This window comes from Eggerthella timonensis (genome assembly GCF_900184265.1).
In the GTDB taxonomy this organism is placed as follows: Bacteria; Actinomycetota; Coriobacteriia; order Coriobacteriales; family Eggerthellaceae; genus Eggerthella; species Eggerthella timonensis.
Window position 1 is genome coordinate 2,674,133 of the sequence record NZ_FXXA01000002.1, and the last position, 12,617, is coordinate 2,686,749.

Annotated in this window: 13 protein-coding genes; 6 read left to right on the plus strand and 7 right to left on the minus strand. The window is 68.4% G+C overall.

What is annotated here, in order from left to right:
- The first annotated feature begins 68 nt into the window (after positions 1–68).
- The 6 genes from C1A15_RS11215 to C1A15_RS11240 all read left to right on the plus strand — a co-directional run bounded on the left by C1A15_RS11215 (position 69) and on the right by C1A15_RS11240 (position 5,978).
- A complete protein-coding gene (locus C1A15_RS11215; protein ID WP_101722654.1) occupies positions 69–851 on the plus strand; it encodes a teichoic acid transporter in 783 nt (260 codons plus the stop codon).
- 216 nt (positions 852–1,067) lie between these two features.
- The gene (locus C1A15_RS11220; RefSeq protein WP_101722655.1) at positions 1,068–1,682 is read left to right on the plus strand and encodes a 4Fe-4S dicluster domain-containing protein; all 615 of its coding nucleotides are present in this window, start codon (positions 1,068–1,070) and stop codon (positions 1,680–1,682) included.
- Positions 1,683–1,772: 90 nt separating this feature from the next.
- Positions 1,773–4,337: a molybdopterin-dependent oxidoreductase gene (locus tag C1A15_RS11225; protein WP_101722656.1), complete on the plus strand. Its 2,565-nt coding sequence runs from the start codon at positions 1,773–1,775 to the stop codon at positions 4,335–4,337.
- Positions 4,338–4,347: 10 nt separating this feature from the next.
- A complete protein-coding gene (locus C1A15_RS11230; protein WP_101722657.1) occupies positions 4,348–4,680 on the plus strand; it encodes a hypothetical protein in 333 nt (110 codons plus the stop codon).
- A 123-nt stretch (positions 4,681–4,803) separates the two neighbouring features.
- Positions 4,804–5,061: a chaperone NapD gene (locus tag C1A15_RS11235; protein ID WP_101723775.1), complete on the plus strand. Its 258-nt coding sequence runs from the start codon at positions 4,804–4,806 to the stop codon at positions 5,059–5,061.
- Positions 5,058–5,978: a 4Fe-4S binding protein gene (locus tag C1A15_RS11240; RefSeq protein ID WP_101722658.1), complete on the plus strand. Its 921-nt coding sequence runs from the start codon at positions 5,058–5,060 to the stop codon at positions 5,976–5,978. The genes C1A15_RS11235 and C1A15_RS11240 overlap by 4 nt, the downstream gene beginning before the upstream one ends.
- 71 nt (positions 5,979–6,049) lie before the next feature.
- Here C1A15_RS11240 and C1A15_RS11245 read toward each other — a convergent pair whose 3' ends face one another.
- The 7 genes from C1A15_RS11245 to C1A15_RS11275 form a co-directional block, all read right to left on the minus strand.
- Positions 6,050–6,694: a response regulator gene (locus tag C1A15_RS11245; protein ID WP_101722659.1), complete on the minus strand. Its 645-nt coding sequence runs from the start codon at positions 6,692–6,694 to the stop codon at positions 6,050–6,052.
- A complete protein-coding gene (locus C1A15_RS11250) occupies positions 6,691–7,890 on the minus strand; it encodes a GAF domain-containing sensor histidine kinase (protein ID WP_101722660.1) in 1,200 nt (399 codons plus the stop codon). The genes C1A15_RS11245 and C1A15_RS11250 overlap by 4 nt, the downstream gene beginning before the upstream one ends.
- Before the next feature lie 100 nt (positions 7,891–7,990).
- The gene (locus C1A15_RS11255; RefSeq protein WP_101722661.1) at positions 7,991–8,578 is read right to left on the minus strand and encodes a thiamine phosphate synthase; all 588 of its coding nucleotides are present in this window, start codon (positions 8,576–8,578) and stop codon (positions 7,991–7,993) included.
- The gene (gene thiH, locus C1A15_RS11260; RefSeq protein ID WP_101722662.1) at positions 8,565–9,782 is read right to left on the minus strand and encodes a 2-iminoacetate synthase ThiH; all 1,218 of its coding nucleotides are present in this window, start codon (positions 9,780–9,782) and stop codon (positions 8,565–8,567) included. The genes C1A15_RS11255 and thiH overlap by 14 nt, the downstream gene beginning before the upstream one ends.
- A gap of 9 nt (positions 9,783–9,791) precedes the next feature.
- Complete coding sequence (locus C1A15_RS11265) at positions 9,792–10,565, minus strand: thiazole synthase (RefSeq protein WP_101722663.1); 774 nt, start codon at positions 10,563–10,565, stop codon at positions 9,792–9,794.
- A 46-nt stretch (positions 10,566–10,611) separates the two neighbouring features.
- The gene (thiF, locus tag C1A15_RS11270) at positions 10,612–11,220 is read right to left on the minus strand and encodes a sulfur carrier protein ThiS adenylyltransferase ThiF (protein WP_101722664.1); all 609 of its coding nucleotides are present in this window, start codon (positions 11,218–11,220) and stop codon (positions 10,612–10,614) included.
- On the minus strand, positions 11,220–12,569 hold the full coding sequence (locus C1A15_RS11275; RefSeq protein WP_101722665.1) for a signal peptidase I: 1,350 nt from the start codon (positions 12,567–12,569) through the stop codon (positions 11,220–11,222). The genes thiF and C1A15_RS11275 overlap by 1 nt, the downstream gene beginning before the upstream one ends.
- Between the last annotated feature and the right edge of the window lie 48 nt (positions 12,570–12,617).

A 12,617-nucleotide genomic window follows, 5' to 3' on the forward strand; every position in this document is an offset into this window, starting at 1 on the left:
CAATGCTATAATGCGCAAAGCGCAACATCAGTTTCGCACCGATCACGCACATCACCGCAGGAGACGCAATGCTATTCAAGTCACGCAGAAACGAGTACGTGGACACGGAAGGCCCCGTGCGCTACCTGGACGGCAGCGGCCTCGAGCGCCCGCTCGACATGCCCAAGCCCCAGATCGCCATCATGATCGCCTTCGTCGTGGTCGCAGCCCTCATCGGCGGCTACCTGCTGTTCAACGTCCTGGACGCCGTGAAGGGAGGCGCCGCGCGCGCCCAGGCCAGCGTCGAGGAGAACCTGTCGCGCGAGGTGTCCTACGACCTGCCGTCGCTCACGTCCTACATCGCGATGAACGACGACGAGATCAAGCAGGCCCTGGCCGACGCGGGCCTCACGGTCATCGACAAGGGGGGCATGTCGGAGGATCCCGATGCCGCCCTCGAGCTGATCAAGCTGCCCGCCGACGTGAGCGAGCTCGATGCCGGCATGATGTACAGCAAGGGCGTGTCGAAGCTCACGGCGAGCGAGGCGGCGCTGCTGCTCAACGGGTCGTGGACGCTCGACGCCGATCGCTCCGAAGAAACGTCCATGCGCCTGCGCTACGCCGACTTCTCCTCGGGCAGCCTCGATGCCGCCATCGACAGCGCCATCGCCGCGGAGGGCTTCGATCCCGCCACCGTAGCCGAAGACGGCATGGGCGTGGACGAAGTGGGCAACACGTTCAAGCAGGGCACCGTCGAAGCAAACGGAACCACCTATACCTGGAAGGTCTCGGCCATCCCCCTGTCCGAGATGTACGATATCTCGGGCCTGCCCGACACCGCCACGTACGTGGGCGTGCGCCTGAGCGCCTAGCCTCTTAGCGCCCCGCGCGCATCGCTGGAAACCGCGCCCCGCATCGTGTTCGACGATGCGGGGCGCGTTGTTTTTCCACTTCAACATTATTCTTTATTAAAAACAGAAGAAAACCCTACCACTGCGCAGGGGTTTCCCTCCCACGCCCTCGGATATACCCCGATAGGCACCCGTCCTGCTCAAGCGCATGATACGACGTGAGGAAGAGGAGATTTCATGAAAGTATCGAGCGTCATAGCGGGTGCGTCGGCTGCCTTGGTGGCATTCCAAGCCGTGTTCTACGCCACCCGCGGCGAGGCCGACCTGCTGCGCCCTCCGGGCGCGCAGGGCGAGAAGGACTTCGCGTCGCGCTGCATCAAATGCGGCAAATGCATGGAAGCCTGCCCCTACCTCGCCCTCAAGCCCGCGCGCGACGACGCGGGCGCGGCCGTGGGAACGCCCATGATCGACGCGCGCGCCCAGGCATGCCGCCTGTGCGAGGATTTCCCCTGCGTCGAGGCCTGCCCCACGAACGCGCTGCGCGACATCGAGGCCCGCTCGGACGTGAAGATGGGGGTCGCCGTCATCGACGAGGACCTCTGCATCGCGTTTCAGGGCATGCGCTGCGAAGTGTGCTACCGCACCTGCCCCCTCATCGACGAGGCCATCACCATCGACTACCGCCTGCGCGAGGGCGACGCCATCCATTCCGTGTTCGCCCCCGTCATCGACGAGGACAAATGCGTTGGATGCGGGCTGTGCGTCGAGCGCTGCGTAGTCGGCGAACCCGAGGTCGCCATCCGCATCGCTTGCGACGAGGAGCGCGCACGGGGCGTCGCTGCGGCGGGGTAACGGGCGCGTCGCGCCCTTGAACGTACTGCCAAACCGTTGGAGGACGGTAGGACATACAGAGTGAGTAACGGGAGGAAAAGGAGGGATGTCATGGACATCTCAAGACGAGGATTCGTCAAGGCCACGGCGGTAGCGCTTGCAAGCGCCGCGGCGGCAGGCACCATGTCGTCGCTCGTTGGATGCGCGAGCGGCGAGGGCCAGACGACGGCTGCCGCTGCGGGCGACGGTCAGAAGTACACGGCCGTGTGCCGCTTCTGCGGCTGCGGCTGCGGCGTCATCTGCGAGGTCAAGGACAACAAGCTCGTCAGCGTCACGGGCGACCCGGACAACGAGTCCAACAAGGGCCTCAACTGCGTCAAGGGCTACTACCTGGCGAAGATCCTCTACGGGGACGATCGCCTGACCAAGCCGATGATCCGCGAGGACAAGTCCACGAAGGGCACCGGAGAGGGCCTGCGCGAGGCCACCTGGGACGAGGCGCTTGAGCTCGTGGCGTCCAAGCTCAAGGAGACGTGGAAGGCCGACAAGAGCCGCCTCGCCTTCTGGCTGAGCGGCCAGCAGCCCATCACCGAGGGCTACGCCTGCGCCAAGTTCATCAAGGCCGGCCTGCTGTCCAACAACGTCGACCCGAACGCGCGCCTCTGCATGGCCAGCGCCGTGGTCGCGTTCATGAACGTGTTCCAGACCGACGAGCCCGCCGGCTCCTACAGCGACCTCGACCAGGCCGACGTCTTCATCACCTGGGGCGCCAACATGGCCGAAGCGCATCCCATGCTGTACTCGCGCCTGACCGCCCGCAAGCTCTCCGGCACGGGCGTGAAGCATTACGACCTCGGCACCATCAGGACGCGCACGAGCGCGAGCGCCGACAAGACGATGATCTTCCATCCGAACACCGACCTGGCCATCGCGAACTGCATCGCCAACTACCTCGTGCAGAACAAGAAGTACGACGAGGCGTTCGTGAACGACCATCTGCAGTTCAAGCAGGGCACCGAGGACATCGGGAACGCCTTCGAAGACGGCTACGACAAGAGCGAGATCGGCTCGAAGGTGGACGCCGTGAGCCCCATCACGTTCGAGGAGTACGCCGCGCGCCTGGAGCCCTACACCTTCGAGTACACCTCCCAGCTCTCCGGCGTGGCCGTCGAGGACCTCAAGGAACTGGCCGAGGTCTTCGCCGACCCCGACAAGAAGGTCATGTCGCTGTGGACGATGGGCGTGAACCAGCACAACCGCGGCACGTGGATGAACCACAACATCTACAACGTCCACCTGCTGTCCGGCAAGATCGCCCAGCCCGGCTGCGGCCCCTTCTCGCTGACCGGCCAGCCCACCGCCTGCGGCACCGCCCGCGAGGTGGGAACGTTCAGCCACCGCCTGCCCGCCGACCTCCTCGTGGCCAACGAGCAGCACCGCCGCTACACCGAGGCCATCTGGGATCTGCCCGAGGGCTACCTCGACGAGATCAAGGCCCCCGGCATGCACACGGTCAAAATGTTCCGCGAGCTGTCGAAGGGCAACATCGACTTCATGTGGTCCGCGCACAACAACTGGGCCCAGTCCATGCCGAACCTCACCCGCTTCCTGGGCGAAGGCGACGACAACAAGGGCATCTTCGACGCGTTCATCGTGGTCAACGAGGTGTACCCCACCCTGTCCACCCAGTACGCCGACGTCGTGTTCCCCGTCGCCCTGTGGGTCGAGCGCGAGGGCCAGTTCGGCAACGCCGAGCGCCGTTCGGCTGTCTTCGAGAAGGCCGTGGATGCTCCGGGCGAGGCCAAGTGGGACCTCTGGGCGTTCATGGAAGTTGCGCACCGCGTGCTCGACGGCGAGAAGATCGGCGGCGAGGACTCCTTCGACCACCTCTTCGGCTTCATATACGACAAGAACGCGCGCGACTTCAAGAACGACGACCGCGAGACGAACCGCCTCTTGTGGGAGGAGTACCGCATCTTCTCGAACCCCGAGATGAACGACAAGGCCAAGGCCATCAACGACGACGCGGACGGGAAGTTCAACGCGAAGCTCAAGATGGAGGCCAAGCAGCTGGCCCCCTACGAGGAGTACCTCACCCACCACGGCATGACGTGGCCGGTGCGCAACGTCGACGGTGCCTGGAAGTCCACGAAGTGGCGCTTCGCCGAGGGATCGCAGGACGAAGGCTTCGACGAGATCGGCGTAAAGCAGTACGGCAAGCCCGGCATGGCCGGCGGCGTGAGCTTCTACAAGTCCGCCAACATGAAGCCCTCCGTGGTGTTCCGCCCCTACGAGCCGCCCGCGCAGACGCCGAGCGACGAGTACCCGTTCTACTTCGTCACGGGCCGTCTGCTGGAGCATTGGCACACCGGCACGATGACCCGCCGCGTGCCCGAGCTCGACCGCGCGCTGCCCGAGGCGCTGCTCAACATGAACCCGGACGACTGCAAGAAGATGGACGTCAAGGACGGCGACATGGTGCGCGTCAAGTCCACCTACGGCGAGTTCGACATCAAGGTGTCCACGGCAGGGCGCACCGAACCTCCCGCCGGCGTGGCCTTCGCTCCGTTCTTCGCCGAGGAGACCCTGGTCAACCTGGCAGTGCAGGACGTGTACTGCCCGCTGTCCAAGGAGCCCGACTACAAGAAGACCTGCGTATCCATTACGAAGCTCTAGGGGGAAGACGATGAAGAAGCACATGATAACCGCCGCCCTCGTGGCCGTGATGGCGCTGGGCTTGGGCACGGTTGCCGGCTGCAGCCAGGAAGCGCCCAAGGAAGACGTGAACGCGAACGTGCCGGCAGGCGCCCCGCCGCTGATGCCCACAAGCCACGAGAGCCGCTTCGAGAACCTGGGCGCGGCGGGCTGCTACGGCTGCCACGGCGCGAACGAGCAGGCGAACCCCATGCTGGCCGACGCGACCGCCCTGCCTGCCGACCACTACGCAGGCGGCGATGCGGGCTCCCTGGAAATGGACCCGACGCACGAGCAGTGCATCACCTGCCACGCGCAGGCGTAAGAGAACCATCAGCCCTATCCGGCGGACGGAGCACCGCGCGTCCGCCCTCCCTCCTCACCCGCCCCCTGCATCCTAGGGGGCGGGCCCTCAGAGGAGCCGATGAACGAAGGTAAGGAACCCATCATGGTCATTTCGAGTTTGGTCGTGGAAACGAGCCCCGAGCGCACCGACGACGTGGCGCTGGAGCTTGCGCAGCGCGAGGGCGTGGAGGTGCACGAGACGAACGGCTACAAGATCGTCGTCACCATCGAGGCCGAAACCGTGGACGACTCGCACGACGTCGCGAGCGGTTTCATCGGCATCGAAGGCGTCACCGGCATCAACCTCGTCTACGCGAACTTCGAAGACGACCCCACGCTCGCCAAGGCCGGTACGCGATGAGCGACGCCCCGAACCCTCGGCGCGCGTTTCGCTGGTCCTATCTGCGCCATACGGTGCAGGCAGCGGTCCTGGCGCTGTTCGCCGCGCCGGTGCTCGTGGCAGGCTGGGGCCTGTTCGGGCTGGCCGTCGGCGGCGACGATGCCGCGCCCGCCCCTGCCGAGCTTCCCTTTTTCGGCAGCCTGTCCTCCTCTTCCGTAGGCGGGCTCGATCTCCTCGATCCCTTCGGATTCTTGCAGGTGGTCGCCGCCTCGAAGACGTTCGAACTCGATTGGCTGCTGGCCGTGCTGCCGGTGCTTGTCGTGTACGGCCTGATCAGGGGACGGGCTTTTTGCGGATGGGTGTGCCCGGTCAACCTGCTGCTGGAGATCGCGGACGCGGTGCGCCGCAAGCTGCGCCTCAACGTGCGGGAGATGCCGGTGCCGCGCCACGCGAAGCTGTGGATCGCGCTGGCGGTGCTCGCGCTGTCGGCGCTGACCAGCGTGCCGGTGTTCGAGGCGTTCTCGCCCATCAGCGCCGTCAACAAGGGCATCCTGTTCGGGGCCGTGACAGGCGTGTGGGTGCTGCTGACCATCGTGCTGGCGGAGCTGTTCTGGGGCCACCGCGTGTGGTGCCGTTCCCTGTGCCCGCTCGGCGGCTTCTACGAAGCGCTCGGGCACATGGGCCAGGTGAACGTCAAATTCGACCGCAGCGCGTGCATCCGCTGCGACGCGTGCAAAAGCGCCTGCCTGTCCGACCCCGCCATCCTCGACCCGGTGCTCACCGAGCGCGACGTGATCGTGCGCGCGGGCGACTGCATGGCCTGCGGCTCATGCATCGACGCCTGCCCGACGCGCGCCCTGTCGTTCACCTTGGGACGCACCGCGAAGCCCGCTCCCGCATCCTCGCCCGAGCCGGCGAGCGACGCCGTCGAAGCATGACGGTGCCGCTTCAGAAGCGCCGCGCGGCTTCGCGGCGCTTCTGAAGCGGCACCGCGCGCCCGGGAGAATCCCTACACGTTCAGCAGCTTGTGCCTCAGGGCATAGTCCACGAGGTCGGCGCGGGTTTTCAGGCCGAGCTTCTGGTATATCTTCGAGCGATGGGCCTCGACGGTCTTCACCGAAAGGAATATCTGCTCGGATATCTCCTTGTTCGTGAAGCCCTTGGCCAGAAGCTGCAGGATCTCCAACTCGCGGTTCGACAGCTGCTGGTAGGAGCGGTCCTCCTCCTCGCCACCCGTCACGAGCTGCTTGGTGAGCAGCGCCGTCATCTTCGGGTGGATGTAGCTGCCGCCCTCGGCCACGGCATGGACCGCTGCGATGAGCTCCTCGGACGTCGAGTTCTTCAGCACGTAGCCCGCAGCTCCCCCGCGCAGCGTGTAGAACAGGTACTCGGGCTCGGCGAACATCGTGAGGATGACCACCTTCGTGCCGGGGAAGTCCTTCGCGATCTTCTCGCATGCTACCAGCCCGCTCTGCCCCGGCGGCATGGAGATGTCCATGAGCAGGATGTCGGGCTTCTCGCGGGCCACGATGGCGTAGGCCTGCGCGCCGTCGGCCGCCTCTGCCACCACGCGCACCTCGGGATCCTGCTCGAGGATCATCCTGAAGCCCGCGCGCACCACCTCGTGATCGTCTGCCAGCATGACGCGGATCATGCGCCCACCTCCTTGCCTTCCACCACGTGCATCGGCGCGACCAGCGTCATCTTCGTGCCGTGCTCGTCGGATTCCATCGTCAACGTGGCGCCGATGACGCTCGCGCGCTCCTGCATGCCCACGAGGCCGCAGCCGCTGCCCTTGATCTCGGGCTGCTCGGTGTTGAAGCCGCACCCGTGGTCCACGACGCTCACGTGCAGCCATCCGGCCGAATCCTCGAGCTGCACGATCACCTTCTCGGAGCCCGAGTACTTGCAGGCGTTCAGGATGGCCTCCTGGCAGATGCGGTACGCCTGCGTCTCGAGCGCCTGGTCGAAGCGATCGCGCGACAGGCTGCCCTCGAACACGATCTCGCTGCCGTACGTGCGCTCGAACACGGCCGCCTGCGAGCGCAGGGCGGCCACGAAGCCCAGGTGGTCGAGCGCCGAGGGGCGCAGCTCCACCGAGATGTTGTGCAGCTCGTCGAGCACGCGGTCCAGGTCGTTGTTGGCCTCGGCGAGCAGCTCCGCGCCCTCGGCGTCCACGTGCGAAGCAAGGCGCTTGAACACGAACGACAGCGTGAGCAGCTCCTGCGCGATGCCGTCGTGCAGCTCGCGCGAGATGCGCTTGCGCTCGTCCTCCTGCGCGGCGATGACGCGCGAGAGCTCCGAGCGGATGAAGATGGGGTTCTTCTGGCTGTCCGAGCGCTTCTCGGCTGCGATGCTCTCGAAGTCCATGAAGTCGCTCGACACCACCTTCAGGCCGCACAGCGTGTCGCCCAACCCCTCGATGAGCCGATGGAACGCCGCCTCGTGCTGGTCGCTGGCCGTGCGGAAGGCGCACAGCAGCACGGCCACCACGCGCCCGCCGCGCGTGAGGGGCAGCGCGCAGAAGCTGTGCAGGTCCTCGGCGAACACGATAGGGTACGACGAGTACTCGCGCGGGTCGATCTCCTCGTCGATGTCGGTGAACATCATGGGCTTGCCCGCCTTGATGGTGATGCCGCCGATGCCGTGCCCGGGCGCGAGCACGATGCGTCGATGGCGCTCGCCGGTGGCACCCGCGCTGTATACCCACTTGAGCGGCGCGCCGATGAAGGCCGTCAGCCCGATGGACACGAAATCGAACCCGTAGCGGTCCTTGATGTCGTGCACGGCCTGCGCGTACTTGTCGCACGTGCCCGCCAGCTCCCGCTCGCTGAAATTGGACGCTCCCACCGCGTCTCCCCCTGTCCGTCGTCGACCCGCTCGTTCGCTCGTCAACAGGCCATTATCCCCTACTTCGCTCCGTTTTGCACGGGATGCGTCGTTGAATGCCTCAACGACGCGCGTAATCCGCCATACGGCAGGCTCCCGCCGCGCCGCTTTCCCTGACCAAGCGCTCGTTCTCGTCGGTTATGCCGCCGAGCGCGAGCACGGGCACGTGCGCGCGCCGCACGATCGCGCGCAGAAACGGCAGTCCCTTCGCTGCCGTCGCCGGCTTGCACGAGGGGGCGAACACGGGGCTCGCGACGAGCGCGTCGGCCCCGAGCGCCTCAGCCTCGTCCACCTCCTCGACCTCGTGGACGTTCGTGCCCACCCAGGAGAACCCCTCCGGGCGGCCCCGCGCGCGCAGCAGCGGCAGCGGCAGGTGCACGGTCGCGCACCCGATGCGGCGCGCCGCGTCCACCTGCGTATGCGCGGCGAACGCGATGCCGCAGCGGGCGCAGGCGGCGGCCACCTCGGCCGCGAGGCGCGCGTACGCATCGGCGTCGAGGCCCTTCTCGCGCAGGATGACCGCGTCGACGGCCCCTGCCCCCGCGAGGAGCTCCACCTGTTGCGGCAGCGGGCGCGCGCAGCCCAGGCGGTCGGTGACGAAGACGCGCGCGAACGACGGGATCCGCCGTCCGGGCTCACAGGCGCACATAGTCGTTCATCACCGGTTCCAGGCCGGCCGCGCGCAGGGCGGCGCGCACCTGGGGCACGTCGCGGCCGTCGGCGATCTCGAACTGGTCGTCGCCCGCCCCCTCCTCGCCCGCGTGCTCGCCGACGCCCGTGGACACCCCGGCCGATATCTTCGTGGCGGCGATGCCCATGGCCTCGTCGCGGAAGCCCGCGCGCTCGCGCGACGAGATGGTGATGCCCGCCTGCGGCAGCAGCAGACGGTAAGCGCACATCACCTGCAGAAGCTGGCGCTCGCCCACGTCGCGCGGCCCCAGCGAGCCGTTGCCGACGATGGGCCGCAGCCGCGGGCACGACAGCGACAGCTCGGCGTGCGGGTAGGCGCGCTGCACGAGCCACGCGTGCAGGCCGCAGGCGAGCGCGTCGCGCCGGAAGTCTCCCAGGCCCAAGAGGGCGCCGAACGCCGCGCCCCGCATGCCGCCTCTCAGCGCGCGCTCCTGGGCGTTCGCGCGGTACGGGAACACGCGCTTGCGCCCCGCCAAGTGGAGCTTGCCGTAGAGCGCAGGGTCGTACGTCTCCTGGAACACCGTGACGTAGTCGACGCCGCATGCGTGCAGGTAGGCGTACTCGTCCTCGTTCATCGGGTACACCTCCACGCCCACCATGCGGAAGCGCTCGGCGGCCAGCTTGCACGCCTCGCCGATGTAGGCGACGTCGGTGCGAACCCGGTCCTCGCCCGTGAGCAGCAGGATCTCCTCGAGGCCCGTCGCCGCGATGGCGTCGAGCTCGGCGACGATGCCGTCCGCGTCGAGACGCGCGCGGCAGATGTCGTTGTCGCGGTTGAACCCGCAGTACACGCAGTGGTTGTCGCAGTAGTTCGCCAGGTACAACGGCGTGAACAGGTACGCGGTGCTGCCGAACCAGCGCCGGCGCGCGGCGCGGGCGGCGACGGCCACCTCCTCCAGCAGCGGCTCGGCGGCCGGCGACAGCAGCGCGCCGAAGCCTTCGGGCGAAAGGCGGTCGGCCGCGAGCGCGGCGCGCACGTCGGCCTCGCCCACGGCGTCGAAGTCGAACGACGATGCGCGGCCGAGCAGCTCGCCGAGCACGGGCGAGTCGGTGACGTCCATGTCGGGAAGGTAGGTCAAGGGATCGATGCCGCGGTCGCGCGCCACGTCCGCCGGGTCCACGGCGTCGAGGCGCGGGAAGCGCGGGGCGCGTGCGATGTCCATGCGCGCCCCCTAGTCCGCGAGGAAGCCGGTGAGGGGCGAGGAGGCCTCGGCGCGGTCGAGCACGCGTCCCATGCCGGCGAGGTAGCCCGCGCGGCCCGCCTCCACGGCGCGCTTGAACGCGGCCGCCATGAGGGGCACGTCGCCCGCCGTGGCCACCGCGGTGTTCGCCATGACCGCGGCCGCGCCCAGCTCCATGGCCTCGCACGCCTGGGACGGCCGGCCGATGCCCGCGTCCACGATGACGGGCACGTCCACCTCCTCGACGATGATCTTGATGAAATCGCGCGCCGCCAGGCCCTTGTTCGAGCCGATGGGCGCCGCCAGCGGCATGACGGCCGCCGCGCCCGCCCGCACGAGGTCGCGCGCGCAGACGAGGTCGGGGAACATGTAGGGCAGCACGACGAAGCCCTCCTCGGCCAGCAGCGCCGTGGCCCGCACGGTTTCGGCGTTGTCGGGCATGAGGTAGGCCGCATCGCGAATGACCTCCACCTTCACGAAGTCGCCGCAGCCCATCGCCCGGGCCAGCCGCGCGATGCGCACCGCCTCCTCGGCCGTGCGCGCCCCCGACGTGTTCGGCAGCAGCGTCACGCCTTCGGGGATGGCGTCGAGGATGCTCTCGTCCTGCCCCGTGTTCGCGCGGCGCACGGCCAGCGTGACGATCTCGGCGCCCGCGTCGCGCACCGCCGCCTCCACGAGGTCGAGGTTGAACTTCCCCGACCCCAGGATGAAGCGCGAGGTGAACGTACGGCCGCCGAGCGACCAGGTGTCCGGTTCGTATGCCATGGCTATCCCTTCCCGGCCGCCTCCGCGGCCCGTTTCGCGTATGTCGTCACTCTTTTTCGAGACCCAGCACGAGGCGTACCGCGACGAGCGCCTGCTGCGCCGCGCACAGGGCGACCCGCGGCGCGAACAGCGCGGCGTCCGCCACGTCGGTGGCGCCGTCGCCGCACACGTACAGCCGCCGTCCCGCCCGGCGCGTGACCACGGCGTCGGCCGGGCCCGCGCCCGCCATGCCGCTGCCCGCAACCACCACGGTGTCCGGCGTTTCCGTCAAGAGCGCGTTCACGAGGTCGGCCTTGCATGCGGGGTCGTCGAAGGCCTCGCACACGATGCGCTCGCCCGCGAACAGCGCCGCCGCGTTGCCGGCGTCCACGCGCACGCGGTCGAGCGCCAGCTCGATGCCCGGCTCGATGCGCCGCAGCTGCTCGGCAAGCGCCTCGGTCTTCGGCCGACCGAGGTGCTCGCGGAAGTAGTGCTGGCGGTTCAGGTTGCCCTCGTCCACGCGGTCGAAGTCCACGAGGTGCAGCGCGCCCACCCCCGAGCGCGCCAGCATGACGGCGATGTGCGACCCCAGGCCGCCGAGCCCCGCCACGCCCACGCGCGCCGCCGCCAGCCTTGCGCGCGCGTCCGCGCCGATGCGACGGGCGAGCGCGTCCATCAGCCGCCTCCCACGAAGCGGACCACCTCGAGCGCGTCGTCCGCCCGCAGCACCGTGGCCGCGTACGCGTCGCGCGGCACGATCCGGCCGTTCAGCTCGCATGCCACGCGCGCGGCGTCCACGCCGTCGAGCGCCAGCAGCTCGGCGAGCGTCCCGCCGTCTGCCTCGGGCCGCTCGGCCCCGTTCACCTTCGCCACCGCCCCTCCTCTCCGCCCGCCGGCGCATAGCCGCCCTCCAGGCATGAAAAAAGCGCGCACGAAGCAGATCGCACCCGAGGTGGTGCGCCCCTTCGTACGCGCTTGCGTACTCTCACGACGGCTAGGATACCGGACTTCGCCCGCCCCCGCAACGCCCCGCCGGCGAACGGCGGGCGGGGCGCGTCGCCGCGAGGGCGCGAGGGCTAACCGGGCGCCACGATGCGGTAGCGGTTCGAAAGGCGCGAGCCGTCTTCGGCGAAGCGCGACTCCACCGTCAGGTAGCCCTTGCGCTTCAGCTCCCGAACGGCCAGCTTGATCGCGTCGTCGCTGTAACCGGACAGCATGCTCATCTGGCGCTTCGACAGGATCGCGCCGCCGCCCTCCGTGGAATGCGCGGCGATCATGCCCATCACGCACATCTGCGCGGGCGACAGGTGCTCCCGGGGGTCGGCCGCTTCGACCCTCATCGGAAACCCCCTCCCCGCATGCGGCGCGCGTCAGCGCGGCGGGCGGGGCGACGTGGCGCCCGCGCAGCGCGGCGAGCTCGGCCTCCAGCGCGCGCGACCGCGCCTGCTCCTGGGCCAGCGCGCGGGCGCTCTCCCTCCTGCGCTGGGCGAGCAGGCCGGCGAACCGCTTTACCTGCAGCCCGATGAGGACGGAGAACGGCGCCAGCACGAGCACCACGTAGCCCAGCGGCGACTTGAAGAACTGGAACACGTAGCCCGCCTGGGGGATGCGGAACGCGTACTGCCCCACCACCCGGCTGAACGGCGCGGGGTACGCGTCGTCGTCGCCGGTGGTGGTGCCGTAGGTGACGAACGCCCGCTCGCCCTCGTACTCCGTGATCTCGCGGATCTTGTGCGTGAACACCTCGCCGTAGCTGTCGGGGTCGATGGACTCGAACGTCACGATATCGCCCGGCCCCAGCGTGGCGGGATCGACCGCATGCGATACCGCGATGTCGCCCACCTGGAACTCGGTCCGCATGGAATCGGACAGCACGACGTAGGGCTTCCACCCCAGCAGGCTGGCCTCTCCCCGTCCCGACGCGAGCGTCGTCGCCACGACGACCGCCGTGAAGCACAGCGTGAGCGCGAAGACGACGCTGGCCAAAACGCTTGCGATCCTATGCGATATTGTGCGGCCGGACATGGTACTCCTTCGCAGGAATGCGGGAGGAACGTTGAACGCCCTCCCGCA

Excerpts from the sequence above, each read along its gene's own strand:
- C1A15_RS11215 (WP_101722654.1), top strand. The coding sequence starts at position 69 with ATGCTATTCAAGTCACGCAGAAACGAGTACGTGGACACGGAAGGCCCC.
- C1A15_RS11220 (WP_101722655.1), top strand. The coding sequence starts at position 1,068 with ATGAAAGTATCGAGCGTCATAGCGGGTGCGTCGGCTGCCTTGGTGGCA.
- C1A15_RS11225 (WP_101722656.1), top strand. The coding sequence starts at position 1,773 with ATGGACATCTCAAGACGAGGATTCGTCAAGGCCACGGCGGTAGCGCTT.
- C1A15_RS11230 (WP_101722657.1), top strand. The coding sequence starts at position 4,348 with ATGAAGAAGCACATGATAACCGCCGCCCTCGTGGCCGTGATGGCGCTG.
- C1A15_RS11235 (WP_101723775.1), top strand. The coding sequence starts at position 4,804 with ATGGTCATTTCGAGTTTGGTCGTGGAAACGAGCCCCGAGCGCACCGAC.
- C1A15_RS11240 (WP_101722658.1), top strand. The coding sequence starts at position 5,058 with ATGAGCGACGCCCCGAACCCTCGGCGCGCGTTTCGCTGGTCCTATCTG.
- C1A15_RS11245 (WP_101722659.1), bottom strand. The coding sequence starts at position 6,694 with ATGATCCGCGTCATGCTGGCAGACGATCACGAGGTGGTGCGCGCGGGC.
- C1A15_RS11255 (WP_101722661.1), bottom strand. The coding sequence starts at position 8,578 with ATGTGCGCCTGTGAGCCCGGACGGCGGATCCCGTCGTTCGCGCGCGTC.
- thiH (WP_101722662.1), bottom strand. The coding sequence starts at position 9,782 with ATGGACATCGCACGCGCCCCGCGCTTCCCGCGCCTCGACGCCGTGGAC.
- C1A15_RS11265 (WP_101722663.1), bottom strand. The coding sequence starts at position 10,565 with ATGGCATACGAACCGGACACCTGGTCGCTCGGCGGCCGTACGTTCACC.
- thiF (WP_101722664.1), bottom strand. The coding sequence starts at position 11,220 with ATGGACGCGCTCGCCCGTCGCATCGGCGCGGACGCGCGCGCAAGGCTG.
- C1A15_RS11275 (WP_101722665.1), bottom strand. The coding sequence starts at position 12,569 with ATGTCCGGCCGCACAATATCGCATAGGATCGCAAGCGTTTTGGCCAGC.